25 protein-coding genes and 1 pseudogene are annotated in these 23,691 nt (G+C 71.2%); 14 read left to right on the top strand and 12 right to left on the bottom strand.

Annotated elements, in window-relative coordinates:
* The 3 genes and pseudogenes from ACXJKQ_RS17850 to ACXJKQ_RS17840 all read right to left on the bottom strand — a co-directional run.
* Positions 1-907 (bottom strand): annotated as a pseudogene (locus ACXJKQ_RS17850) (hypothetical protein); the annotation flags it as partial.
* Between the two features lie 137 nt (positions 908-1,044).
* Positions 1,045-1,734 (bottom strand): invasion associated locus B family protein, encoded by a 690-nt coding sequence (locus tag ACXJKQ_RS17845; protein WP_457107063.1) that lies wholly within the window; start codon positions 1,732-1,734, stop codon positions 1,045-1,047.
* A gap of 100 nt (positions 1,735-1,834) precedes the next feature.
* Entirely contained in the window at positions 1,835-2,011 is a 177-nt protein-coding gene (locus tag ACXJKQ_RS17840; protein ID WP_457107062.1) for a hypothetical protein, read from the bottom strand.
* Between the two features lie 378 nt (positions 2,012-2,389).
* Here ACXJKQ_RS17840 and ACXJKQ_RS17835 point away from each other — a divergent pair, with 378 nt between their 5' ends.
* Positions 2,390-3,835: a homospermidine synthase gene (locus ACXJKQ_RS17835; RefSeq protein WP_457107061.1), complete on the top strand. Its 1,446-nt coding sequence runs from the start codon at positions 2,390-2,392 to the stop codon at positions 3,833-3,835.
* Between the two features lie 81 nt (positions 3,836-3,916).
* Here the strand turns inward: ACXJKQ_RS17835 and ACXJKQ_RS17830 are convergent, their stop codons facing one another.
* The 3 genes from ACXJKQ_RS17830 to ACXJKQ_RS17820 all read right to left on the bottom strand — a co-directional run bounded on the left by ACXJKQ_RS17830 (position 3,917) and on the right by ACXJKQ_RS17820 (position 6,444).
* Positions 3,917-4,810, bottom strand: coding sequence for a transporter (locus tag ACXJKQ_RS17830; RefSeq protein ID WP_457107060.1), 894 nt, complete (start codon positions 4,808-4,810; stop codon positions 3,917-3,919).
* 141 nt (positions 4,811-4,951) lie between these two features.
* Positions 4,952-5,803: a metallophosphoesterase gene (locus ACXJKQ_RS17825; protein ID WP_457107059.1), complete on the bottom strand. Its 852-nt coding sequence runs from the start codon at positions 5,801-5,803 to the stop codon at positions 4,952-4,954.
* A 23-nt stretch (positions 5,804-5,826) separates the two neighbouring features.
* Positions 5,827-6,444, bottom strand: coding sequence for a cation transporter (locus ACXJKQ_RS17820; RefSeq protein WP_457107058.1), 618 nt, complete (start codon positions 6,442-6,444; stop codon positions 5,827-5,829).
* A gap of 177 nt (positions 6,445-6,621) precedes the next feature.
* Between ACXJKQ_RS17820 and croR the strand changes: the two genes are divergently transcribed.
* From croR to ACXJKQ_RS17765, 11 genes are all read left to right on the top strand, one after another.
* Positions 6,622-7,095, top strand: a complete 474-nt coding sequence (croR, locus tag ACXJKQ_RS17815; protein ID WP_457107068.1) for a 3-hydroxybutyryl-CoA dehydratase — start codon at positions 6,622-6,624, stop codon at positions 7,093-7,095.
* A 4-nt stretch (positions 7,096-7,099) separates the two neighbouring features.
* The gene (locus tag ACXJKQ_RS17810) at positions 7,100-7,924 is read left to right on the top strand and encodes a TrmH family RNA methyltransferase (RefSeq protein WP_457107067.1); all 825 of its coding nucleotides are present in this window, start codon (positions 7,100-7,102) and stop codon (positions 7,922-7,924) included.
* A gap of 281 nt (positions 7,925-8,205) precedes the next feature.
* Positions 8,206-9,207: a helix-turn-helix domain-containing protein gene (locus ACXJKQ_RS17805; RefSeq protein ID WP_457107057.1), complete on the top strand. Its 1,002-nt coding sequence runs from the start codon at positions 8,206-8,208 to the stop codon at positions 9,205-9,207.
* Between the two features lie 240 nt (positions 9,208-9,447).
* Entirely contained in the window at positions 9,448-11,037 is a 1,590-nt protein-coding gene (locus ACXJKQ_RS17800; protein ID WP_457107056.1) for a phytoene desaturase family protein, read from the top strand.
* Between the two features lie 56 nt (positions 11,038-11,093).
* Positions 11,094-11,501 (top strand): DUF2141 domain-containing protein, encoded by a 408-nt coding sequence (locus ACXJKQ_RS17795; RefSeq protein WP_457107066.1) that lies wholly within the window; start codon positions 11,094-11,096, stop codon positions 11,499-11,501.
* Positions 11,502-11,505: 4 nt separating this feature from the next.
* Complete coding sequence (locus ACXJKQ_RS17790; protein WP_457107055.1) at positions 11,506-12,483, top strand: ABC transporter ATP-binding protein; 978 nt, start codon at positions 11,506-11,508, stop codon at positions 12,481-12,483.
* Positions 12,480-13,688, top strand: a complete 1,209-nt coding sequence (locus ACXJKQ_RS17785; RefSeq protein ID WP_457107054.1) for an ABC transporter permease — start codon at positions 12,480-12,482, stop codon at positions 13,686-13,688. Before ACXJKQ_RS17790 ends, ACXJKQ_RS17785 begins: the two co-directional genes overlap by 4 nt.
* A 115-nt stretch (positions 13,689-13,803) precedes the next feature.
* Positions 13,804-14,646, top strand: coding sequence for a type 1 glutamine amidotransferase (locus tag ACXJKQ_RS17780; protein ID WP_457107053.1), 843 nt, complete (start codon positions 13,804-13,806; stop codon positions 14,644-14,646).
* Positions 14,647-14,750: 104 nt separating this feature from the next.
* Complete coding sequence (locus tag ACXJKQ_RS17775) at positions 14,751-16,280, top strand: phytoene desaturase family protein (RefSeq protein WP_457107052.1); 1,530 nt, start codon at positions 14,751-14,753, stop codon at positions 16,278-16,280.
* A 95-nt stretch (positions 16,281-16,375) separates the two neighbouring features.
* The gene (locus ACXJKQ_RS17770) at positions 16,376-17,134 is read left to right on the top strand and encodes a lysophospholipid acyltransferase family protein (protein ID WP_457107051.1); all 759 of its coding nucleotides are present in this window, start codon (positions 16,376-16,378) and stop codon (positions 17,132-17,134) included.
* A 67-nt stretch (positions 17,135-17,201) separates the two neighbouring features.
* Positions 17,202-18,338 carry a glycosyltransferase gene (locus ACXJKQ_RS17765; protein WP_457107050.1) on the top strand — a complete coding sequence of 379 codons (1,137 nt, stop codon included), beginning with the start codon at positions 17,202-17,204 and terminating at the stop codon, positions 18,336-18,338.
* A gap of 65 nt (positions 18,339-18,403) precedes the next feature.
* On the opposite strand, the gene ACXJKQ_RS17760 is transcribed toward ACXJKQ_RS17765, so the two are convergent.
* Together ACXJKQ_RS17760 and cutA are read right to left on the bottom strand one after the other, a co-directional pair.
* Positions 18,404-18,910, bottom strand: a complete 507-nt coding sequence (locus ACXJKQ_RS17760) for a hypothetical protein (protein ID WP_457107049.1) — start codon at positions 18,908-18,910, stop codon at positions 18,404-18,406.
* Between the two features lie 576 nt (positions 18,911-19,486).
* Complete coding sequence (cutA, locus tag ACXJKQ_RS17755; protein WP_457107048.1) at positions 19,487-19,840, bottom strand: divalent-cation tolerance protein CutA; 354 nt, start codon at positions 19,838-19,840, stop codon at positions 19,487-19,489.
* Positions 19,841-19,984: 144 nt separating this feature from the next.
* Here cutA and ACXJKQ_RS17750 point away from each other — a divergent pair, with 144 nt between their 5' ends.
* Positions 19,985-20,752 (top strand): NAD kinase, encoded by a 768-nt coding sequence (locus ACXJKQ_RS17750; RefSeq protein ID WP_457107047.1) that lies wholly within the window; start codon positions 19,985-19,987, stop codon positions 20,750-20,752.
* 2 nt (positions 20,753-20,754) lie between these two features.
* Positions 20,755-21,237 (top strand): N-acetyltransferase family protein, encoded by a 483-nt coding sequence (locus ACXJKQ_RS17745; RefSeq protein WP_457107065.1) that lies wholly within the window; start codon positions 20,755-20,757, stop codon positions 21,235-21,237.
* Between the two features lie 11 nt (positions 21,238-21,248).
* On the opposite strand, the gene ACXJKQ_RS17740 is transcribed toward ACXJKQ_RS17745, so the two are convergent.
* From ACXJKQ_RS17740 to ACXJKQ_RS17725, 4 genes are all read right to left on the bottom strand, one after another.
* Positions 21,249-21,449 carry a hypothetical protein gene (locus tag ACXJKQ_RS17740; RefSeq protein WP_457107046.1) on the bottom strand — a complete coding sequence of 67 codons (201 nt, stop codon included), beginning with the start codon at positions 21,447-21,449 and terminating at the stop codon, positions 21,249-21,251.
* 37 nt (positions 21,450-21,486) lie between these two features.
* Positions 21,487-21,855, bottom strand: coding sequence for a DUF6481 family protein (locus tag ACXJKQ_RS17735; RefSeq protein WP_457107045.1), 369 nt, complete (start codon positions 21,853-21,855; stop codon positions 21,487-21,489).
* 123 nt (positions 21,856-21,978) lie between these two features.
* Positions 21,979-22,188, bottom strand: coding sequence for a cold-shock protein (locus ACXJKQ_RS17730; RefSeq protein WP_010683690.1), 210 nt, complete (start codon positions 22,186-22,188; stop codon positions 21,979-21,981).
* Positions 22,189-22,557: 369 nt separating this feature from the next.
* On the bottom strand, positions 22,558-23,685 hold the full coding sequence (locus ACXJKQ_RS17725) for a beta-ketoacyl-ACP synthase (protein WP_457107044.1): 1,128 nt from the start codon (positions 23,683-23,685) through the stop codon (positions 22,558-22,560).
* Positions 23,686-23,691 lie beyond the last annotated feature (6 nt).

Genomic DNA, 23,691 nt, shown 5'->3' with positions numbered 1-23,691 from the left:
GGCGCGGCGACACCGGCAGCGACGGCGGCGGCTGGGCAACGGCGGGGCCCGGCACGTCGACGGCGGCCGTCGCCGGCTCCGGCGGCTTCCGCCGGACGACGTCCACGAACAGGGCTCCGTCCTCGCGCTCGGTGCCGATGGCGAAGCCGTCCTCGGGCGTGACGAGGAGGCTCGCCGAGGTCGCGTCGACCTCCGTCGCCAGCTTGGCGATGCCGGGCCGCGGCCGGCCGCGGGTTTCACCCGCATCGATCGTCCAGGCGCCGATCACCCGCACCCGGGTCGCGGGGCCTTCTGCAGTCACGGTGGTGACGGCCTCCGCGGGCAGGCGCAGCGACAGCCGCGTGAGCGTCGGCAGCCGCGCGAGTTCGAGCGGGAGGGGCCGGCGGACCGGGACCGGCAGGCGCGCCTTGAGTGCCTCCTCGGCGGCCCGGGCTCGGCGAGCGAGGTCGGCGACCACCTCGGCCGGAAGCGGCGGCGGCAGGCCGGACCAGCCCTCCGGCAGCAGGTCGACGAACACGCGCTCCCCGGCCGACTGGACGTTGATCCGATAGGGCCGCTGCAGGGCAAGCCGAAGGCCGGTGCCGTCGGGATCGCGGCGCACGCTGGCGACGAAGGCCGGCATCTCGTCGGCCAAATGCTCGGGTCCGGGCGCGATCCGCTCGCCGTAACCGACGAGGAGCACGCCGCCGGCGAGCTTGGCCTTGACCGCGACCGGCTTGTCGAAGGTGAGCACGATCCGGCCGTAGCCGCCGGCGCCGCCGCCGATCTCGTTGCCCTTCGCGCCGATCAGCCGGGCGGCCAGGGCCGGATCGACCGCCGCCAGAAAGGCGAGCAGCGCCAGCGGCGCGGCCAGCAGCCGCGCACAACGCCCTCGACCGACCCGGGGTCGCCCGCCCACCGATCCCATCGCCTCGCCGATCCGAACCCGGCGCGCGGCCCGGACGGGGCCGCGGCGCGCGGCGCCACATCTCGGCGGGATCCTGGGGCAGCGCGGCTAACGCTGGCTTAACCGTAACCGGAAAAGGCCGCCGACCGCCGCAGGCCTCAGCCGCTGAGGGCGACGGCCCGGTCGAAGGCCTGCGGAAAGCCCGTCAGGGGAACGGTGATCGTGGCCGGATCCGTACCGCCGGTCTTCTGGCCGGTGACGGTCAGCGTCTTGGCGTTGCGCATCCCGTCGAGTGCGAGCGTCGGGAAGCTGATCGGAACGATGCAGCCCTCGGCGCTGCAGGTCATGTAGGGCGCACCCTTGCCGAGGGTCTGCTCGTCGAGCTTGAAGGACACACCCGGCTCGATGGCGAGGCCGAAGGGCATCAGCACGACCCCCTCGGAGCGGCCGTTCGCGGGCGTCTGCAGCTCGAAGCCGAACTTGCGCCGACCGGTCTGCGAATCGCCCTGCGCCTGGGCCACGATGCAGGTGACCTTGTCGTTCGGTCGGGTGCAGGTCATCGTCCAGTCGCCGTAGCTCTCGCTGACGGTGCTGGCGCCGGCAGGCCAGACGGCGTGGGCCGGCGTCGCCGGGTGCGCGTCGCTGTCCGCCGACTTTGCTGCCTCCGCGGGTTTGGCAGCCTTGGGCGCGGCCGGCTTCGGCCGAGGCTTCGGCTTGGCCTTGGAGGGCACCTCGGTGGCCGGAGCGGCCTCGGGCTCCGCATCCTGGGCGCGCGATGCCGGGATCGGGACCGCCAGAAGCGCCGTCGCGATCAGGCTGAGTCGCAGGAGCGCGCGAAGTGTCGGCATGGAATCACGAGTCCCCGAGGCCATCAGACGGGAATGCCGCCTAAAGCCCTAGCCGGGGCGACGCAATCGCCCGGCACGCCGCCGTGCGACGAGGCTGCCCTCAGAACGGATTCGGCCCGCCGACGGCGCGGGCGAGCGCGCAGCGGCGCGCGAAGGAGGTCTCGACACCATTCCGCAGGGCGCGGCTGACGGCGAAGACGAGGGTGAGGAAGCCGGGATCACGGTCGGCGGTCTCGACGACCGGGCCGGGGATCCGGGAGGTGATGAGCGCGAGCATGGTGGACTCCGAGGGCGAGATCCCGGGCGTTCCGACGCTCCCCAGTTTTCACAGCCGTCTCCGCGGCCTTGCTGCAGCGCACTATGAGCCCTGCGCCGAAGGCCTGCCACTTGCGTCGAGACAGGGGCCGCATGCGCCAGGATCATACTTGGGCGTGTTTTCGCGCAAGGGTGTGTTAAGGAAGGTTCCGACAGGCGCGGTTGACCGGCGACGGTCGAGCCGCCATTGAGCGCGTTTCCGGCGACTCGGCCCCCGGACCGCACCGGCACCGCACCCACGGCGCGGGCCTGTCGCCGCACTGTCACACGCGCGCCATAACCCGCCCGCGAGCCAGACGCGCGGACGCTCCCGGCATCCGCCCTACTGAGGATCTCCCGCATGACCGATCAGCCGACCCGTCACCCGATCCATGGCCGCATCACCGGCCCTATCGTGATGATCGGCTTCGGCTCGATCGGCCGGGGCACCCTGCCCCTCATCGAGCGTCACTTCGAGTACGACCGCGCCCGCTTCACCGTGATCGACCCGGTCGACACCCATCGGGCGCTCGCCGAGAAGCACGGCCTGCGCTTCGAGAAGGTCGCGCTGACCCAGGAGAACTATCGCGACGTGCTGACCCCGCTCCTCACCGAGGGTGGCGGACAGGGCTTCTGCGTCAACCTCTCGGTCGACACCTCCTCGCGCGCCATCCTGGAACTCTGCCGCGAACTGGGCGCCCTCTACATCGACACGGTGGCGGAGCCCTGGCCGGGCTTCTATTTCGACAAGACCAAGAGCCAGGGCGACCGCACCAACTACGCGCTCCGCCAGGACATCCTCGACGCCCGCGCACAGAAGCCCGGCGGCACCACGGCGGTCTCCTGCTGCGGCGCCAATCCCGGCATGGTGTCATGGTTCGTCAAGCAGGCACTCCTGAACATCGCGCAAGATACCGGCCTGCAGCGGCCGGAGCCCAAGACCAAGGCCGAGTGGGCCGCGCTGATGAAGGATCTGGGCGTGAAGGGTGTCCACATCGCCGAGCGGGACACCCAGCGCGCCAAGACCCCGAAGCCGCGCGGCGTCTTCGTCAACACCTGGTCGGTGGAGGGCTTCGTCTCCGAGGGCAACCAGCCGGCGGAGCTGGGCTGGGGCACGCACGAGACCTGGAAGCCCGCCAATGCCCGCGAGCAGGAGAAGGGCTCGCGCTGCGCGATCTACCTGCTGCAGCCGGGGGCCGATACCCGGGTGCGCACCTGGGTGCCGACCGCCGGCGCGCAGTTCGGCTTCCTCGTGACCCACAACGAGGCGGTCTCGATCGCCGACTACTACACGGTGCGCGAAGGCGACGAGCCGGTCTTCCGGCCGACCTGTCACTACGCCTACCACCCGGCCGACGACGCGGTTCTGTCGCTCCACGAGATGTTCGGCAACGCCGCCAAGGTCCAGGAGCAGCAGCACATCCTCGACGAGACCGAGATCGTCGACGGCATCGACGAGTTGGGCGTGCTGGTCTACGGCCACGCGAAGAACGCCTACTGGTACGGCTCGCAGCTGTCCATCGAGGAGACCCGGCGGATCGCCCCCTACCAGAACGCCACCGGCCTGCAGGTAACCTCGGCGGTGCTCGCCGGCATGGTCTGGGCGCTGGAGAACCCGGAGGCGGGCATCGTCGAGGCCGACGAGATGGATTTCCGCCGCTGCCTGGAGGTCCAGACCCCGTATCTCGGCCCGGTCGTGGGCGTGTACACCGACTGGACGCCGCTGACCGACCGCCCGGGCCTATTCCCGGAGGACATCGACACCAGCGATCCCTGGCAGTTCCGCAACGTGCTGGTGCACGGCTGAGGCGCCGGCGCGGCCCGGCGAGCTCGCCTCCCCCATCGGGGCGGCGAGCAGCGCCGATGGGGGAGGCCCCGCGGCGACGGGCTACTCGGCCTGCCGCCGGGTCACGAGGGTGCGGTTCGGCTCGACCTCGCCCTTGTCCTGGTACAGCGGGACGATGGCGCGCAGCCAGCCGCGGACCTCGCGGCCGCCGTAATTGCGCTCGACCACGTCGCGCGTGACGTAGGCCTGCAGGTTAACGGGACCGAAATTGTACCCGACGAGGCCGCCCACCGCGATCTGGCCCTGGGGCCGGCCGCTCGCCACCGCGGTCGGCAGGTCGCTCGACCCGAACGCGACCGCGCCGACCTGCCACCTGCCGAACTTCTTCGTCATGGTCAGGTCGAGATTCAGGTAATCCGGATACAGGACACCGGACGGCGAGCGCGTGTCGAGGAAGACGCCGTGGAGCAGGTTCGCCGTGAGGTTCCAGTCCTGGCCCGTGTAGCTCACCGCGAAGCGGTGCGTCAGCGAGGCGGACTGGGTCAGGAAGCGCGTCTGGATCGGCAGGTAGCCGCCGAACAGGTAGCTGACGCCCACGTCGTGTCCGAGATCCCAGGCGAGCTGGGCGGCCAGCAATTGCTGGCCGACGCCGCTCTGATAGGGCGCTCCCTGGCTTCTCGCCGCCGCGATCGGCTGCGTGAAGAAGAACTGGAGGCGCCCGCCCGCGACGTCCCAGGGGGTCGCCCAGGCGAAGGTCGGCAGGTTGACGTTCGTCGCCGAGTCGCGGGGTCGCGTCCCGCGGACGCCGAAGCTCGACAGGTTCACGAAGTACAATCCGACAGGCAGCTGCGCGCCGACCGGCAGACCGACCGTCTGGCCGGGCTGGGCCGCGGACGCCGCCCGCGCGGTCGTCGCCGCCGAGGTGACGGCGATGGGAATGGTGACGGCGAGAGACGCCGCCGCGACCCCGCGTGACGTCAGGCTGAATCCGACCATGGGAACCCCGAACCGAGGCCCCGGGATCCGGGGCCGATCGAGATGGGACGGGTGTTCGCGCGGCCGGCATCCCGCCCTCAGGGCCAAGTCGTGTGCAACAGCACGGAGCCGATGGTTCGAGGCCTGCGAGCCGGGATTGGATCAGGGGCCGGCGACGTCCAGGACCAGATCACTGCGATAGGTCGTCCCCTCCACCGGGTTCGAGACCCAGCGGCAACGCCCGACCGCCATGTCGTGGCCCGCGTGGAAATGGCCCGAAATCCACAGCTCCGGCCGCTCGGGATCGGCGAGATCGTCGAGGGCGGTGCTGGCGTAGAAGGCCGGCACCCACCAGGGGACGCCGGGCGCGTCCCGGAACCGGTCCGCCGCCAGCGGGCTCGCCGGGTGATGGGTCACCACGACGGTCGGACCGTCGTGCGGGATCCGGAGCGCCGCGTGCAGGGCCGCCCGCTCGATCCGGTGCTCCGCCATCGCGTCCGCGGGCTGCCAGGAGCTGCCGTCGGCCTTGCGGATCGCGCCGAGATACTCCCGCGAGCCCGTCACCGGATCGGTCATGCGGGCGGCCGCATAGGCCACCGGATCGGCGGGGCGGTCCGGTGCGTCGGGCGCGAGCCAGCGCCCGGCGAGGGTCCAGTCGCTCCACAGGGTCGTGCCGACGAAGCGCACGCCGTCGATGACGCGGCTCTGCGACCGCTGGAGCAGGTGGATCCGGGCGCCGAGCGCGTTCAACCGCGCGACCTCGGCTTCCAGGGCGGCCAGGAGTTCCACGGCGGTCCGCCCGTCTCCAGTCGGGGCGTAGCGCTCGTGGTTGCCCGGCACCAGCACGACGGGCCGGGCCTGTGCGAGGTGCAGCAGGGCCGCGAGCCCCCGCTCGGGATGCCCCTCGTGGAGGTCGCCGGGGCAGACGAGCAGGTCGAACGGTGCCGCGGGCGGCGCGATCAGGTCGAGCCGGCGCCGCTCCAGGTGCAGGTCCGAGACCGGGAAGATGCGCATGGCTGTCGCTGCTCGGAGGGCCGTTATCGCGCGGCTCTGCGCTCGGCCGCCGCGGCCCGGAGGATGTCGGCGGCCGCGTCGGCGTTGAGGATCGCGATTCCCGCCGCCACGACGAGGTCCGGCCAGGGGGATGGATCGAGCGCGGTCACGAGACCGGCGGCGATGATCGCCAGATTGGCGACGGCATCGTTGCGCGCCGAGAGATAGGCGGCCCGGGTCAGGCTGCCGGACCCGGAGCGATGCTTGGCGAGCATGAGCGCGCAGGTCAGGTTGACGGCGAGCGCCCCGAGGCCCGCGAGGGTCAGCGGCAGCGCGGCGGGGGCGGTGAAGTCGGCGATCTTGCCGTAGGCCGCCCAGGCACCCGCGAACGCCGGCAGGAGCAGGATGCCGGCCATGGCGGTCCCCAGGCGTGCGCGGTTGCGCGCGCTCCAGCCGAGACCCGCGAAGATCAACAGGTTGATCGCCGCGTCCTCCAGGAAATCGAGGCTGTCGGCGATCAGCGCCACCGAGCCGATGGCGAGCGCCACCGCGATCTCGATGCCGAAATAGCCGAGGTTCAGCGCCGCCACGCGGGCGACGACCGAACGGAGGGCGGGCGGCGCGGGCCTGGGCGTTTCATCGGCGATCACGGGACGCCTCATCGCCGACACGCGGGTCGCTGTCGAGCGGCTGTTGAGAAATCCATGGCCGCGGCTCAAGAAAGTTCGACGGCCTTACGCCTTTGTCCGGGTGGATTCGGCGCCGCGATCGTGCGACGCCGTTGTCGGAGCCGGCCGCACCCGATGAGAGACCGGCCGGAACCGGAGGTCTGCCGCGTCATGCTGCCCGAACTGCGCGTGCTCTATTTCGAGGATCTCGAGGTCGGACTGTCGGAGACACTGTCGAAGACCATCGCCTCCTCCGACGTGGTGGGCTTCGCCGAGATCACAGGCGACCGCAACCCGATCCATCTCTCCGAGCACTTCGCCGCGCGCACGCCGTTCGGCACCCGCATCGCCCACGGCCTGTACACCGCCGGGCTGATCTCCGCGGTGCTCGGCACCCGCCTGCCCGGGCCGGGCGCCGTCTACATCTCGCAGACCCTGAACTTCCGTGCCCCGGTGCGGATCGGCGACGTCGTCGACGTCACCGTGACGGTGGCCGAACTGATGCCCGAGCGGCGACGCGCGCGCCTCGCCTGCCGGTGCTCCGTGGGCGGCGAGACCGTCCTCGACGGCGAGGCGCTGGTGAAGGTCCCGACCAAGGCCGAGGCCGACCCGCTCGTGAGCCGCACCGAGCGGTCCCAGGGCTGAGGTGATCCCGGAACCGGAAACCCTCACCGACCCGGACGACCCCCGCCTCGAGCCCTACACCCGGATGCGCGAGCGCGATCTCGTCGGCCGCGCCGGGTGCTTCATCGTCGAGGGAGAGGTGACCCTGCGGCTGCTCCTCGGCCGCCGCAGCCGGTTCCGCGCCGCATCGATCCTGATCGCGCCGGAGCGCTGGCCGGGTCTGGCCTCCGCCGTCGCCGCCTGTCCGGAACCGCCGCCGGTGTTTCGCGCCGGCAAGGGCGTGATGAGCGCGGTTGCCGGCTTTCCGATCCATCGCGGCGTCCTCGCGGTCGGCCTGCGCGGCGCGGAGCCCGATCCCGCCGGGCTCGTCCCGCCCTCGCCCGCGCCGGCCATGGTGCTCGGGCTCGCAGGCCTCACCAACCACGACAATGTCGGCGCCGCCTTCCGCAACGCCGCCGCCTTCGGGTCCGATGCGGTGCTGCTGGACGGGGCGAGCTGCGATCCGCTCTACCGCAAGAGCATCCGGGTCTCGGCCGGGGCCGCCCTGATCCAGCCCTTCGCCCGGCTCCCGGCGGCGCAGGATTGGCTGCAATGCGCAGAGGCCCTCGACCTTCAGCCGTTGGCCTTCAGCCCGGGGGCGAGCGAGACCCTGGATGCACTCGCCGTCCCGAAGCGGGCGCTCCTGATCCTCGGCACCGAGGGGCCCGGCCTCGACGCGGCGACCCTGACCCGGGCACGGCCGATCCGCATCGCGATGGCCGCCGGCTTCGACTCGCTGAACGTCGCCACGGCCGCGGGCATCGCCCTGCAAGCCATCGCCCGCGGTCAGGGACGGCTCGGCCTGGCGTGACGGTTGCTGGGCCGTGCAGCCGGAACCGGTCGCACGGCTTCCGAGCGCGTCCTGCCCGTGCGTCCTGCCCGTGCGTCCTGCCGCCTGCGTCCCGCACGCGATACCGGCCGGCCCCCGGTGGGGCCGGCATGGCGCGGACATCAATCATCGCAGTGCCGGCGCCGGGGAATAGGCGCCCTCCGCACTGTTCCGCATGCATAACGCCAACCGATCGACGTTTCGCGCACGCGCCTTTCAAGTAGGATCGATGGATCCGCAGGACGGACGCTGCGCTGCACCGCATGTCGATCATTCCGACCCTTCACTTCAACACGGATACGCTCGATCCGGCGCAGGCCTTCGCGGCCTGGCGCGATCTGATGGCGCCGATCATCCGCGTCGAGCAGGTCCCGGATGGCCCAACGCCGCGAGGAAACCTGTCCTGCACGATGCTGGGCGACATCCTCGCCAGCCGGATGGTCTTCTCCGCCCAGCGCATGATCCGCGACCGCCGCCATGCTGCGGCGACCCCGGATCACTTCACCTTCATGCTGTACGTCTCCGGGGGGCTGTCCGGGGAGATCGCGGGCTGCACGGTGGTGCAGCAGAGAAACCGGATCATGGCGGCCAACATGGGGCGCGAACTCGATGCCCATGGCGTGCGGTCCAGCGCGATCGGGTTGACGATCCCGCGTCGCTTGCTGGACGACCTCGTGATCGAGCGCATCCCGACCTTCCTGGACCGGGAGAGGAACCGGCTGCTGATCGCCCGGCTGCACGCCCTCTATCGCCGGCTTCCGACGACGGGGGCCGACGAGGAGCAAGCGCTTGCGCGGGAGCTGACGGCCTTCGTCCGACGCCTGTTCGACCCGTCCTCCGCCCCGGACGTGCTGCACGGTCCGGAACTCGATGTCGGCCTCATCGCCCTGGCCGAACGCGTCATGGACCTCCATCTCGGCGCGCCCGACCTCTCGCCGCAATGGCTGGCCGATGGCACGGGCGTCTCACGCACGGTGCTGTACCGGGCGTTCCGTGACACGGGCGGCGTGATGCATCGCGTCTGGGAGAAGCGGCTGGAGGCGACGCGGCTCGCTTTGGAGGATCCGCTCGAGACCCGGCCGCTGACGCGCCTGGCGAGCGAACACGGCTTCAGGACGCCGGCGCATCTGAGCCACGCGTTCCGAGCCCGGTTCGGCGTGGCGCCGCGGGAGTGGCGCCGGATCCATGCATCGCCCTCCGCCCGGCGGTTCGAACCATCGCCGGCCCAAGCCCACGCTTGGTACGAGCGGCTCGGTCAGCGATGATCGGTCAGCGATGACTTGCCCCCGGTCTCGACGGCCGCGCGCAGGCCGCCGATCCGGATGCGTGGCCGGCGGGCTCGACCTACCACCGCCCGCCGAGCGCGCACGAACCTTGCGATCACGTTTCGACGGCAGGATCGGGTATGGTGTTCTGCGCGCGACAAACGGCTGCAATTGCCTCGCGCGGTTGCCAAGCTAGCTTGGCCGCATGGGGTATTGGGATTCTGTGAGGAGTCGAGGACGTTGCTTCAGTCAGGGGATGGGTTGCGGGCGCTGACCGGACGCCGGGTGGCCGTGGTCGGGGCCGGTCCAGGTGGACTCGCGGCCGCACTTCTACTGGCGCGGGCTGGCATCCACGTCACCGTCTTCGAGAAGGATGCGCAGGTCGGCGGCCGGACCAAGACCGTGGAGGCGCCGGGCGGGTATCGGTTCGATATCGGCCCCACCTTCTTCCTGTATCCACAGATTCTCGCCGACATCTTCGCGAGCTGCGGCGAGCGCCTCGAAGACCACGTCACGCTCGAACGCCTCGATCCGCAATATCACCTCGTCTTCGAGGGGAAGAACGGCATCTCGGGGACGATCCGCGCAACCGGCGACGTCGAGCGCCTGGAGCGCGAGATCGCCAGCGTCGCACCGGACGACGCCAAGAACGTCAAAGCCTTCTTCGCGGAGAACCGGACGAAGCTGCGCTACTTCAAGCCGGTGCTCGAACAGGCCTTCCATACCCTGCGCAGCATGGCGAGCCCCGCGATGCTGGCGGCCCTGCCCTACCTGCATCCCGGCCGGAGCGTGGACCGCGACCTCAAGCGCCATTTCGCCGACCCGCGGGTGCGCCTCGCCTTCTCGTTTCAGACGAAGTACCTGGGCATGTCGCCGTTCCGGTGCCCGAGCCTGTTCACGATCCTGTCGTTCCTTGAATACGAGCACGGGGTCTACCACCCGGTCGGCGGCTGCGGCGCAGTGTCGGACGCCATGGCCGGGCTCGCCGGCCGCATGGGCGTCGATCTCCGGCTCAACACCAACGTCGAGCGGGTGCTGTTCGAGGGCAAGCGCGCGAGCGGGGTGGTGGCGAACGGCGAGACGTTCAACGCCGACGCGGTGCTGATCAACGGCGACTTCGCCAAGGTCGTGCGTGCCCTCGTGCCGGAACGCCAGAGGCCGCGCTGGCGCGATGCCAAGATCGCCAAGGCCCGGCTCTCGTGCTCGACCTTCATGCTCTATCTCGGCATCGACGGAAAAATGCCCGACAGCCTCGGGCACCACACCATCCTGCTGGCGGACGGCTACGAGAAGAACATCCAGGAGATCACCGAGGGGACGCTGCCGATGCAGCCCTCCCTCTACGTGCAGCATGCCGGCTACACGGATGGCGGCATGGCGCCGCCAGGCCAGACCGCCCTCTACGTGCTGGTGCCGGTGCCGAACCTGAAGGCCGGCATCGACTGGCCGTCGACGCGGGCGACCTACCGCGCCCTGATCCTGGAACGGCTGAAGCTCCTCGGGCTCGGCGATATCGAATCCCGGATCCGGTACGAGCGGATCATCGATCCCACGCAGTGGGAAGAGGATTTCGCCGTCCACGAAGGCGCCACCTTCAACCTCTCCCACGACCTGATGCAGATGCTCTACTTCCGGCCGCATAACCGGTTCGGTCCCGGTCTCTACATCGTCGGCGGCGGCACCCATCCGGGCTCGGGCCTGCCGGTGATCTACGAGGGCGCCCGCATCTCCGCCCGGCTGCTGATCGAGGAGTTGGCCGGCGCTCGCGCCGCCGCCTCGGCGGGGATCCCCGAGACGGCCCCCCTGGCCACCTCCGGCGAGGCCTCGTGAGCGGGGCGCCGAACCGGAGACGCGGCCGCCGCCACACGGGCCGCGGTCCGATCGCGCTGGCGACCTGGCTCTGCCTCATCACCCTGCCCGCCTCGGCCGCAACCGTGCAGGTCGAGGTCGACGGGATCGAGCCGGGGGGCGGCCAGGTGCGCGTCGCCCTGTGCCAAGGGGGGCTATCCGAGGGGTCGTGCGTCCGGGGCGACGATGCCCCGGCCTCCGCCGATCGGGGGCTGTTCACTTTCCCGGGCGTGAGCCCGGGAACCTACGCGGTGGCGGCCTACCAGGATGCCAACGGCAACGGCCGCCTGGACCGCACCGGCCTCGGCCTTCCGCTGGAGCCCTACGGCTTCTCGGGCGCCGCCGGGCGTCGGGAACGGCCCGACTTCACCGCGGCTGCCTTCGTGCTGCGAGAACCCGGTGCCGCCGTGCGGGTACGCCTCGCCCGCGCGCTTCCGAGGCGGTGAAGCGATGGACGATCCCCTCGTCCGGATCGCGGATGTCGGCCTCGACCTCCGCGGACGGCGGGTCTTGGATCGGGTCGACCTCGACCTCGCGGCCGGCGAGACCCTGGCGCTGCTCGGGCCGAACGGAGCCGGCAAGTCCTCGCTGATGCGCCTCGTGGCCGGACGGCTCAACCCGAGCGCGGGGTCGGTACGCGTGGCCGGAGCGGACCCCTACCGCGAAGGACGCGTCCGCCGCGCCATCGGCTGGGTGCCGCAGGAGATCGCCCTCTACCCACGGCTGACCGTTTCGGAGAATCTCGGCGTGTTTGGCCAGCTGGCCGGCGTGTCCCGGCGCGATCGGAGGGCTGCCGTCGACGCGGCCCTGGCGATGGCCGACATCGCCGACGTGGCCCGGCGCCCGGTCGGGGTCCTGTCGGGGGGGTACCGCCGCCGGGTCAACATCGCGGCGAGCCTCATGAACCGTCCCAGGCTGGTGCTCCTCGATGAGCCGACCAGCGGCGTCGACCTCGCCGCCCGGGCGGCGATCCACGGTGTCCTCGATCGGCTGAAGTCCGCCGGGACCGCGATCCTGATCGCCACCCACGATTTTGCCGAAGCGGAGCGTCTGGCCACCCAGGTGGCGTTCCTGGCGCAGGGCCACATCGTGCGGGCCGGCCGGCTCGGCGATCTGCTGGCGCAGTTGCGCACAGGCGCCCCCGAACGGGAACTCAGCCTCGCCGTTCCGGTGGCGGGCCAGGCCGAGGGTGTGCTGCGCCGAGCCGGCTTCGCGCCGGCCGAGCCGGGCGGTCTGGTCTGGCGCTCGGTGGAGCGATCGGGGCTCGACGGCGCGGCTCTGCTCGGCGCCCTGCGTGCCCAGGGTGTTCCGGTGGCCGAGATCCGGGTTCGGGCGCCGCGGCTCGAGACGCTCTATCTCGATGCGCTCCGCCCGCGCGGCGTGGCGGATCCCGAGCCCCCTCCGCTCCGGGCTGGAGCGGCCGGATGATCGGCGCCGCGTTCCGCGTGATGCTCCTCACGCTCCTGCGCGACCGGGCCGCGCTGGTGATGGCCTTCGTGCTGCCGACTGTGATCTTCTCGATCTTCGCGGCGATCTTTTCCGGTGCGGTCGGCGACCGGATCCGGATCCATCTCGGCTTGGCGGATCTCGCCCGCACCGCGGCCACCGAGCGGCTCGCCGATGCCCTCGCGGCCGATGCCTCCCTGCGGGTCACGCGGCTCCCCGCGACCGACATCGCGACCGTGGCGCAGGCGGTGCGGTCGGGCGAGGTCGACGTGGCGCTGGTCCTGCGCGGCGACCTGATCGCCGCGCCTTCGGACGGTGCGCCCGGCCCCGCCGATCAGCCGGTGGTGCTGGTGGAGAACCCCGCAAAGGCGCTCGCGACCCCGATCGCCCTCGGGCAGCTCCAACGGGTACTGAACGAGGCGCTGCCCGACGTCATCCTGTCGCGGGTCGTCGCCGACGTGGAGCGCACCGGAAAGATCAGTCCCGACGAGCGCCGCTTCCTCGACGAGGCCTTCGCCGAGCAGCGGGCCAAGAAGGAGCCCTTCAGTTTCGCCTCGCTGGTGGAGCACCGCAGCACCGCGGCCGGGACGGCGAATGCCAGGGTGAGCTACTACGCCGGTGCGATCACCGCCGTCTTCCTGCTCTTCGCGGCCATGCAGGGGGCCATGTCCCTGGTGGAGGAGCGCGAGACGGGCCTGGCCGAGCGGCTGATGGCCGGGCCGGGCGGCTTACCGGTGGTGGTACTCGGCAAATTCGGCTTCCTCACGCTGCAGGGTCTCGTCCAGGCCGGTCTGATCTTCCTGGCCGCCGCCCTGCTGTACGGGGTCGAGATCGGGCCGCACTGGCCGGCCTTCCTGGCCACCTGCCTCCTGGTCTCCGCGATGGCGGCGGGGCTGGCCCTGGCCGCCTGTGCCCTCGCGGCCTCCCGCCAGCAGGCGCACCTCGCCTCGACCTTCGGGGTGCTGCTGCTCTCGGCGGTGGGCGGCTCGATGGTTCCGCGGTTCCTGATGCCGCCCTGGCTGCAGCAGGCCGGCTGGCTCACCCCCAACGCCTGGGCGATCGAGGCCTATCAGAGCGCGCTGGGCGAAGGATTTGGCGCGGCCGTACCGGCCCTGGGCGTGCTGGGGGCGCTCACCCTCTTCGGGCTGGGCGTGGCGCTCGCCCTGGCGGCGCGGCGGACGGTCTGACCTGCGCGGCGATTCAAGGCCGCGACGATCCGCGCCGGTCGTGCGACCAGCCGCGCGCGGACAGAGGGGGCGCCGATCGGGCAGGGTCCGCCCCGTCGCGCAACGAAGGACCTCCATGCTCCGCCTGCTCATCGCCGACGGCAACGATCGCGCGGCCCGCGACCGGCACGTGGCCGCCACGGGGCGCACCTCGGCCCAGTCCTACGCGGCGGTGGTGCGCGCCCTCGCCCCGGACGCGACCTGCACCCTCATGAGCCCGGCCGATGCCGACGCGGCCCTGCCGATCCCATTCTCGGAGGCCGACGGGCTGATCTTCACCGGCTCGACCCTCAAGGTGTCCGATGCCACGCCCGCGGTCACCCGGCAGTTCGACCTCATGCGCGCCGCCCTGGCGGCCGGCCTGCCGGTATTCGGATCGTGCTGGGGCATGCAGGTCGCCGCCGTCGTGACCGGCGGCAGGGTCGCGGACAATCCGCGGGGGCCGGAATACGGCTTCGCCCGGGCGATCACCCCGACCGAAGAGGGCCGCACCCACCCGTTGCTCGCGGGGCGCCCGGCCGCCTGGGACGCCCCGGCGATCCATTCCGATGCCGTGCTGGAGCCGCCGCCGGGCGCCCGCGTGCTGGCCGGCAACCGGATCCTCGGCATCCAGGTGCTGGAGATCCGCCACGGCGCCGGCTGGTTCTGGGGCACGCAATATCACCCCGAACTGGATCTCGACGAACTCGCCGCGATGCTGCGCCTCTGCGACACGGCGATCGTCGAGGCGGGGCTCGCGGCGGATCGCGCGGCTGTGGCCGCCTACGCCGACGAGGTCGCCGCGCTGGAGCATCGCGCCGACGCGGCGTCGGCCCGCTTGGCGTGGCGCCACGGACTCGGCCCGGAGGTGCTGGAGGCCGCGCTGCGCCGCCGGGAAATCGGCAACTTCCTGGCACGGCTTTCCACAGGCGCGGCCTGATCATGACCCACCGCGACCGGGTGGCGCGTTGACCCGCCCGGTCGCACGTCTAGCTTCGCTGTCGTGGGCCACACCATCGTCGGCCCGGGGAGCGACCCAGCAGGATGAGCCAGGATTCCACGGTCGCCGTCATCGGCAGCGGGCTCGGCGGACTCGCGGCCGCGTGCGTCGCCGCCGCGCGGGGCCACCGCGTGACGGTCTACGACAAGAACGGCTGGCTCGGCGGCAAGGCGGCGGTGCTCCACGAGGGCGGCTTCCGCTTCGACATGGGTCCGACCATCCTGACGGTGCCCCGGGTTCTGGAGCGGATCTTCGCGGAGGCCGGCCGCTCGGTCCACGACTACATGGATCTGCGCCGCCTCGATCCGCAATGGCGCTGCTTCTTCGACGACGGCACCCACATCGACCTGATGCAGGACGTCGAGCGGATGGCGGGCGACATGGAGCGCTTCGCCCCCGGCACCGGCGAAGGCTACAAGAAGTTCCTCGCCATCTCCGAGCACCTTCACGAGGTCTCCGAGAAGTTCTTCTTCTGGAAGCCGGTGGAGGACCTGTTCGACACGATCAACATCCGGGCCAACATGAATCCCGGCACGCTGCGCGACGTGCTGTCCCTGCGCATGCATGCCTCCGTGGCCTCGACGATCCGCGGCAAGGTCAAGGACGCCCGGCTCGCGCAGATGCTCGACCACTTCGTCCAGTATGTCGGGTCCTCGCCCTACGGCGCACCGGCGGTGCTCTGCGCCATCGCCCACATGCAGACCGCCGACGGGGTCTGGTATCCGATGGGCGGCACCCGCGCGGTGGCCGAGGGGCTGGCCAAGCTAGCCCAGGAACTCGGGGCGACCTGCAGGACCGACACCGAAGTGACCGGCATCGAGACCGCCAACGGCGCCGTCCGTGGCGTGCGCACGGCCGCGGGGATGACGCCCTTCGACGCGGTGATCTCCAACATGGATTCGGTCCGCACCTACCGGGAACTGGTCGGCGGCGAGGCGGCCAAGACCTACGCCAAGAAGAACCCCGAGCCGGCCTGCTCCGGCGTGGTGCTCTATCTCGGCCTGAACAGGCGCTACGAGCACCTCAACCACCACGATTTCGTCTTCTCCCGGGACCCCGAGGAGGAGTTCGACTACATCTACAACAAGGGCGAGCCCGCCCCCGACCCGACCGCCTACCTCGCGGCCCCCTCCTCCACCGATCCGAGCGTGGCGCCGGAGGGCGGCGAGGCCCTGTACGTCCTCGTGCACACGCCGTATCTGCGCCCGCACCACGACTGGCGCCCGGACGGGCCGCTGTTCCAGAACTACCGCCGGACGATCCTCGACAAGCTGAAGCGCACCGGCGGCATGCCGGACCTGGAGGAGCGCATCGTCGTCGAGCGCCACCTGACCCCGCAGGACATCCACGAGCGCTACAGGGTGCTCAACGGCGCCATCTACGGCCTCGCCTCGCACGGGCGGGTGATGGGTGCGTTCAAGCCCGGCAACCGCTCGCGGCAGGTGCGCGGCCTCTACCTCGCGGGCGGTGCCGCCCATCCGGGTCCAGGCATGCCGATGGTGATGATGTCCGGCTGGATCGCCGCCGACGCGCACGACCAGGACGCGCGCGGCGCCCTGCGCGCCTCGGCGTGACACCGGCGCCGCCATCCCCTCCCCCCGTGGCGGGGGGCGGGCGAGGCACACGCGGCGCGCCCCTGCCCCATGTCTCGCCCCGGATCCGCCGGTTCATGGTGGCCTGGTTCGAGCGCTACCTGCACCGCCATCTCGACGCACTCCGCCTGCCGCTCTGGAGCACGCCGCCTGCCGCGAGCCATCCCGGCCCGATCGTGGTCTACTGCAACCATCCGGCCTGGTGGGACGCCGCCCTGATCATCGTGCTGGCGGGCCGCCTCTATCCGGACCGCATAAGCCGCGCGCCCTTCGACGCCGCGATGCTGGCCCGCTACCGGATCTTCGAGCGGATCGGCGCCTTCGGCGTCGATCTCGACAGCCCCCGGGGGGCTGCGCAGTTCCTGGCGGCCGCCCGGACGATCCTGGGGGCGCCCGACGGCATGCTCTGGATCACCGCGCAGGGCCGCTTCGCCGATGCCCGCGCACGGCCGCTGGCCCTCAGGCCCGGCGTGGCGCGGCTCGCCGAGATCGCCCCCGATGCCCTCTTCGTCCCGCTCGCCGTGGAGTACGCGTTCTGGGACGAGCGGGGCGCCGTGGCCTTCGCGGCTTTCGGGCCGGCGATCGGCGGATCCGAACTCGCGGCGCTCCCGCGCGACAGGCGACTGGCCCGGCTGGAATCCGATCTCATCGCGATCCTCGACCGTCTCAGCGCCGACGTCATCAGCCGGGAGCCCGGGCGCTTCCGCGCCCTCGTCTCCGGTCGGAAGGGCGTCGGCGGCTTCTACGATCTGTGGCGGCGGTTCGCGGCCAAGCTCTCCGGACGGCGCTTCGATCCGGCACACCGCGCGACGGGCAGGCAGGATCGCACCGGATGAAACCCTCCGCTCTCGCCCCGCGCCGTGCGATCCCGGGTCCTGGCGCGACAGCACCGCGGCGCGGGCCATGACCGACTCCTTCCTCACCGGCCTGGCCCTGCTCTGCCTGCTCGCCGCCCTCCTGCCGGCCGGGCTGGCGGCGGTGAACCTCGCGGTCCTGCGCCGGCCGAAGCCCGGGTCGGAGACCGGGCTCGTCTCGATCCTGATCCCGGCGCGCAATGAAGCCGGCAACATCGACGCCACCGTCCGCGCGGCCCTCGCCAGTACGGGGGTCCCGGTGGAGGTGATCGTCGGCGACGACCATTCCACGGACGCGACACCCGAGATCGTGCGCGCCATCGGCGACCCGCGTCTCCGCCTCGTTCCGGTCCCGCCCCTGCCCGACGGCTGGACGGGCAAAAACCACGCCTGCAGCCACATGGTCGGCCAAGCGCGCGGCGAACGCCTGCTGTTCATCGACGCCGACGTACGCCTGGAGGCCGGGGCCGCCGCCGCTCTGGCGACCGAGGCCCGTCGCACCGGCGCGGCCCTCGTCAGCGGGGTGCCCCGCCAGCGCACGGACACGCTCGGCGAGATGCTGACAGTGCCGATGATCGACTTCCTGCTGGTGGGCTACCTGCCGGTGCCGCTCATGCGCCGCCTGCCCGATCCGTCGCTCGGCGCCGCCTGCGGACAACTGATCCTGGTCGAGCGGGCGGCCTACACCGCCACCGGCGGCCACGGCGCGATCCGCGCCTGCCTGCACGACGGCGTGCGCCTGTCGCGGCTGTTCCGTGCCGCGGGCTACCGGACGGATCTCGTGGCGGCCGCGGCACTGGCGACCTGCCGGATGTATGACGGCTTCGCACAGGCCTGGGCCGGCTTCTCCAAGAACGCCCACGAGGGCATGGCCACGCCCCGCGCCCTCCCCGTCTGGACCGTCCTGCTCGGGTGCGGCCAGTGCCTGCCGCCCCTCCTCGTCCTGGCTGGGCTGCTCGGCCTGATGCCGACGGCCGCACTGATCCTGGCCATCGTGGCCTTCGGCCTGTCGCTGGCGACCCGGACCGCCATCACCGTGGCCGTCCGAGCGCCGTGGGCGACGATCCCGCTCCACCCGGTCGCGGTCGCGGTCGCCCTGGCGATCCAGTGGAACGTGCTCCTGCGCCGCGAGCGGGCCGGCGCCGCCACCTGGAAGGGCCGCAGCTACCCGGTGAGCGGGGCCTGACTGGCCGAGGCGGGGCGGGGTCGGTGTCCAGCCTCCGCTGGCCTCTCGTCAGCCCGGCCTACCGATCACTGTGGGGTTGGCTGACACGGATCGGTCGAGCGTGCCTTCCCCGTGCGCTCCTTCAGCGAGACGATCAGTTGCACGTTCGGCACGTCGCCGACCTGCCGGGTCAGGTGCCCGACATGGCCATCCGGACCCTGGGGCGTTGAACCGATGTCGGCGTTGAACTCCACCTCGCCCGGGCCTTGCTCCAACACCGAGCCGTCCGTCGCCTCCACCGACCAACGGCCCGACAGAGTGATCACCCATTGCGGTCCCGGAGCCGTGTGCCACGTGCCGACATAACCGACAGGAAGCACCGCGTACTTGATCGATTTCACCGCGCCCGGGGGAAAGCCGACGTATTGCGGCGCGGCGGGGGGCGCGTAGCTCTTAAAGACAAAATTCTTGAGGTCACAATATTGGACATGACTGTGCCCCGTATCGTCGGCGTACAAAGCACCGTACCGCAGGACAGGTGGATCGGTCGCGGCGAGACCTGCAGGACCGGCGGGCGCCGGCTCGATGGTCATCAGTGGCTCTCTCGCCGGCCTGCCGGCCGCCAGGGCACTCGGCTCGCGCACACCCGAAGCCAACAGGACCAAGGCCACACAACCCGCACGTCTGGACAGACCCATGACGCCAGCACCCCTACTTGAATGATTCAACGAGTCATTCGCAATATTTTAGCTGCGCTCGGCCGCAAAAATCAAACCTATGCATTCGCGTATCTTGGATCAACGGAGATAAATATTCCAATCTCGGAATAAACTTCGTGATTTTGCTAAATCGATAGGCATTGAAGCGGATCGATTTTCACAAGGCTTGCCGGATCAGCCAGTGCCGCCGGTGAAGCGATCCTATCCACAGGGGTTTAGCGCTGTCCCCGGCCACGTCGAAGGCGGTGCATCCGGCGTCGTGCTCGGCGCGTATCCTTGGGCGCATGCGGGAGAAGGAACGCGTGACGCCATTCAGACCGAGGATGCCGGACCTGTCGCAAGGTGTCTGGTGCGGGTCCGAACCTCGATGGCGGCAACCTGACAGGGTCGGTTGGACGGTCGCGGTGCGCCGCCCGGCTCGGATCGCGGACCGGCGTTCGGCCTCGTCGATCAGGCGGTGTGAGGCGGGCTCCCCGCCGTTCCGCCGGGTTGCGTCTCCGCCTGGATCCAGGCCGCCGTGTCGGCATCCGCGCCGGCGACCGGCAGGTGCAGGATGATCGGCGTGTCGTAGGGATGGCGCGCCTTAAGGGCCGCTGCCAGCGCATCCGCCAAGCCCTCGCGGCTCTTGAGGAGGGCGGCGACCTCCGTGCCGCGCTCCACCGCGCCGTTCCAGCTGTAGACGGACTGCATGCCCGGAAGCACGTTGATGCAGGCGATGAGACGCTCGCGGACCAGGGCCTCGCCGATGTTGAGCGCCGACGCGAGGTCGGGAAAGGTGGTGTAGACGAGGAGCGGACGCTCCATGCTATGCCTCCGGTTGCGCGTGTGCCCGCGGAAGTGAGGCGCATGCCGGCCTGGGACGTCAACCGGGCGGTTCGCTCAGCAGATTGGAGCCGTGACGTGAAGCCAGACCGGACCCCGACGCGCCCGCGTGGCTGCACCTGATCGATGCAACGCTTCAACAAGATCGCCTTCGTGGCGAGCCCGACCGGCTATGCCCGCGAGGCCGCCGCCGCGCTGATGCGGCGCTACGACCACGTCCCGCCCGAGGAGGCGGACGTGGTGGTGGCGCTCGGCGGCGACGGCCTGATGCTGCAGGTGCTGCACCGCTTCATGGACAATCCGAAGCCGATCTACGGGATGAACCGCGGGACGGTCGGCTTCCTGATGAACGAGTTCCGCGACGATGACCTCCTGGAGCATCTTGAGGCGGCCCAGCGCAGCGTCATCCATCCGCTGGTGATGGACGTGCTCGACACCGAGGGCCGCTCCCACCGGGCGCGGGCGATCAACGAGGTCTACCTGCTGCGCCAGACGCACCAGACCGCCAAGCTGAAGATCGCCGTCGACGGCAACGTCCGGCTCGACCTGCTGATCGCCGATGGCGTGCTGGTCGCCACCGCGGCGGGCTCCACCGCCTACAATCTGTCGGTGGGCGGTCCGATCCTGCCCCTCGACGCGAAGCTGCTGGCGCTGACGCCGATCTCGGCCTTCCGTCCGCGGCGCTGGCGCGGTGCGCTCCTGCCCGACTACGCTCGGATCCGCATCGACGTGCTCGACGCACCGCACCGACCGGTGGCGGCCGTCGCCGACCACACCGAGTTTCGTCGGGTCTGCACCGTGGAGACGTCCCTCGACCGCGCCACCGAACTCGTGCTGCTGCACGATCCCGGCCACAGTCTCGACGAGCGCATCCTGCGGGAGCAATTCGGTTGAGCCTGACGATCCGGGCCGCCGACGCGACCGACCATGCGGCGATCCTCCGCATCATCATGCCGACCATTCGGGCCGGCGAGACCTACGCCCTCGACCCCGACCTGAGCCAGGGCGAAGCCCTGGCCTACTGGACCGGCGCGGACCGCGAGACCTTCGTGGCCGAAGCGGAGGGGACGGTGCGCGGCACCTATTACCTACGGGCCAATCAGGCGGGCGGGGGCGCCCACGTCGCCAATTGCGGCTTCATGACCGACACGGCCGCCTCGGGCCGCGGGGTCGCCCGGGCCATGTGCACGCACGCCCTCGACTGGGCTCGGGCGCGGGGCTTCTCGGCGATGCAGTTCAACTTCGTGGTGAGCACGAACGTCCGCGCCGTGCGGCTCTGGGAGAGCTTCGGCTTCGCCGTCGTCGGGCGGCTCCCGGACGCCTTCCGGCACCCGAAGCTCGGCACGGTCGATGCACTGGTGATGTTCCGGACGCTGTGAAGCGGTCCGGATCAGGGCTGGGGCGCCTCGACGAGGTCGCTCTCGCGGATCGCCCGCTCGCCGGTCTGCGTCCGGATCCGGTAGCTCGGCTCCCCGGTCTGGTCCTCCGGCATGAGCCGCAGGATCTCGAAGATCTCGCTCTCCCCCTTGTCGCCGGGGAGGCCGAGCCGGGGTCGGCAGACGCGTTGGCCGATCTTGAACTTGTGTGACATGTCGGCCTCGCGGAACGGGATTCGATGCAGCCGCGGCTCAGCGCCGCTTCTGGGCCTTCGCCTTGCGGGCGATGTAGCGCGCGTCGCGCTGGGCCTTCTGCTCGGCCTGCAGCGCCTTGGCGCGCTCCTGGGCCGCCAGCTGCTCGGCGTGCTTGCGCTCGATCTCGGCGAGCCGCTCGGCCTCGGCCATCGCGGCGGCGCGCTCGATCTCGGCCTGGCGCTGGGCGGCGCGTTCGGCGGCACGGGCCTCACGGGCATCCACCACGGCGCGGCGGGCGGATTGGCGGGCCAGGACGGCCGGGTCGTCAGCGGACGGGCGGGCTCGGAACCGGGCCAGCATCTCGGAGCGCGCCTTGGCGGCGGTCTCGAGGCGATCGACGACACCTTGCTTGTTCAGAAAGCTCACAGACACTCCTGGATCGGGCGCGGCGGAGGCCGTCGCCCAGAGAGGGAAGGCAGAGATGGGAGGGTGGATACGAAGAAGCCGCTCCGAGGGGAGCGGCTTCGCGGAACACGCTTCGGACGGCGATCAGGCCGTCTGGAGCTGACCGGCGGACTGCTTGCCGCTGCGACGATCGGTTTCCAGCTCGTAGGAGACCTTCTGGCCCTCGTTCAAGCTGCGCAGGCCGGCGCGCTCGACGGCCGAGATGTGGACGAACACGTCCTTGCCGCCGTCATCCGGCTGGATGAAGCCGTAGCCCTTGGTCTCGTTGAACCACTTGACGGTTCCGGTGCTCATGGAAGTCCTTGATCTTCGCAGGCATAGTGAGAGAGGGCACCCACCCATGCGAGAGGGTGCCGGTATCGACCGATAGCGATAGGAAAGTCAGAACCGCCCTGCGAAGGCGTAACGGTCCAAGATATCCGGACACGTGCCGATGCGGTTGAAATAAACCGGGCGCGGTTTTTTGGCAAGCGCAGGGAAATATTTCTGTCGGCAACCGGGCCTGCGATCCGGGAAACTCTGTCCGGACATTCCCGCTCGGCAGCGTCAGAACGGCTGCTTGAACAGCGGGATAGCCCCGTACAACCGAGCGCCGGCGCACGAGATCTGCGGTCCGGGCGCACGATTTGCCGCAACCGGCGCCCCCGCGACGAACAAAACCGCTCACGCCGGAACGAGGCGCAGAACGCCCTCGCCCCGCCGGTGGCCGACGGATGTCACGGCGACCTCGCGGGCACCGCCGCTGGCGAGCAGGGCCGCGGCGAGCGCCGCGCCGAACGGGGCCGCCACTTCGAGCCCGTGCCCGATCACGTCCCCGAGGGCGCGCAGGCGCGCCTCCGGCGCAAGTCGCGCCAGCGCAGCGCGCTCGTCCGCGGTGACCGGCGCGACCCCGGTGGCGCCGGAGAGGACATGATCGGGGGCCGAGAGGCCGGCCTGCCGCCAGAGCGTCTCGAGGCTGCCCGCGACGCTGCCGGGCGCGCGCCGGGTCCGATCGCTGGCCACCGGCTCCAGCCGGGCGAGCGCGCGGGCGCCGCGGGCGGCGGCATGGGCGTCGGATTCGAGCATCAGGAAGGCCGCGCAGCTACCGAGGATGAAGCCCCCGGCATCGCCGCGCGCGAAGACCGGCCGGTAGGCGTCGCGGACGAGGTAGCCGCCCATTTCGTGGATCACCAGCACGTCCGGCCGCTCGGCGCTGTAGGAGCCGCCGACCAAGACCGCGTCGATCTGGCCCGACGCGATCCGTGCCTGGGCGATCCGCAGGGCGTCGACCCCGGCGGATTCCTCGCCCATGAAGGTGCGCGATGCGCCCGTCACCCCATGGACGATGGCGATGTTGCCGGCGAGCAGGTTCGAGAGCTGAGCCAGGAACAGCGTCGGGCGGAGGTCGTTCTGCAGGCGTTCGTTCAGGTAGGCACCCGGATCGGCGGCGTCGCGCAGGCCGGTCAGGATCGCCCCGTCCGCCGCATAGTCACGCTCGCCGCCGCCCGCCGCCACCACGAGGTGCAGCACTTGCTTGAAAGGGGCATCGTCCTTCACGCCCGCGGCATCGAGGGCGAGGCCGGCGGCATAGACGCCGAGCCGCTGCCACGCCTCCATCTGACGCTGGTCGCTGCGCTTGGGGATCTGGCCGTCCCAAGTGATCGCCGGTGCGGGATGAACCGGGTAGGGCGCAAAGGTCGCGCTGTCCGTGCGCGGCGCGGCCCCCCCGTCGAGAGCGGCCAAGTGCGCCTCGACGCCCTCGCCCGCACAGGAGACGAGGCCGAGGCCGGTGACGACGACGGGGCGGCTCATGGCGAT

The organism is Methylobacterium sp. P5_C11 (genome assembly GCF_054049775.1).
This window is presented reverse-complemented; position numbering and strand designations above follow the sequence as displayed.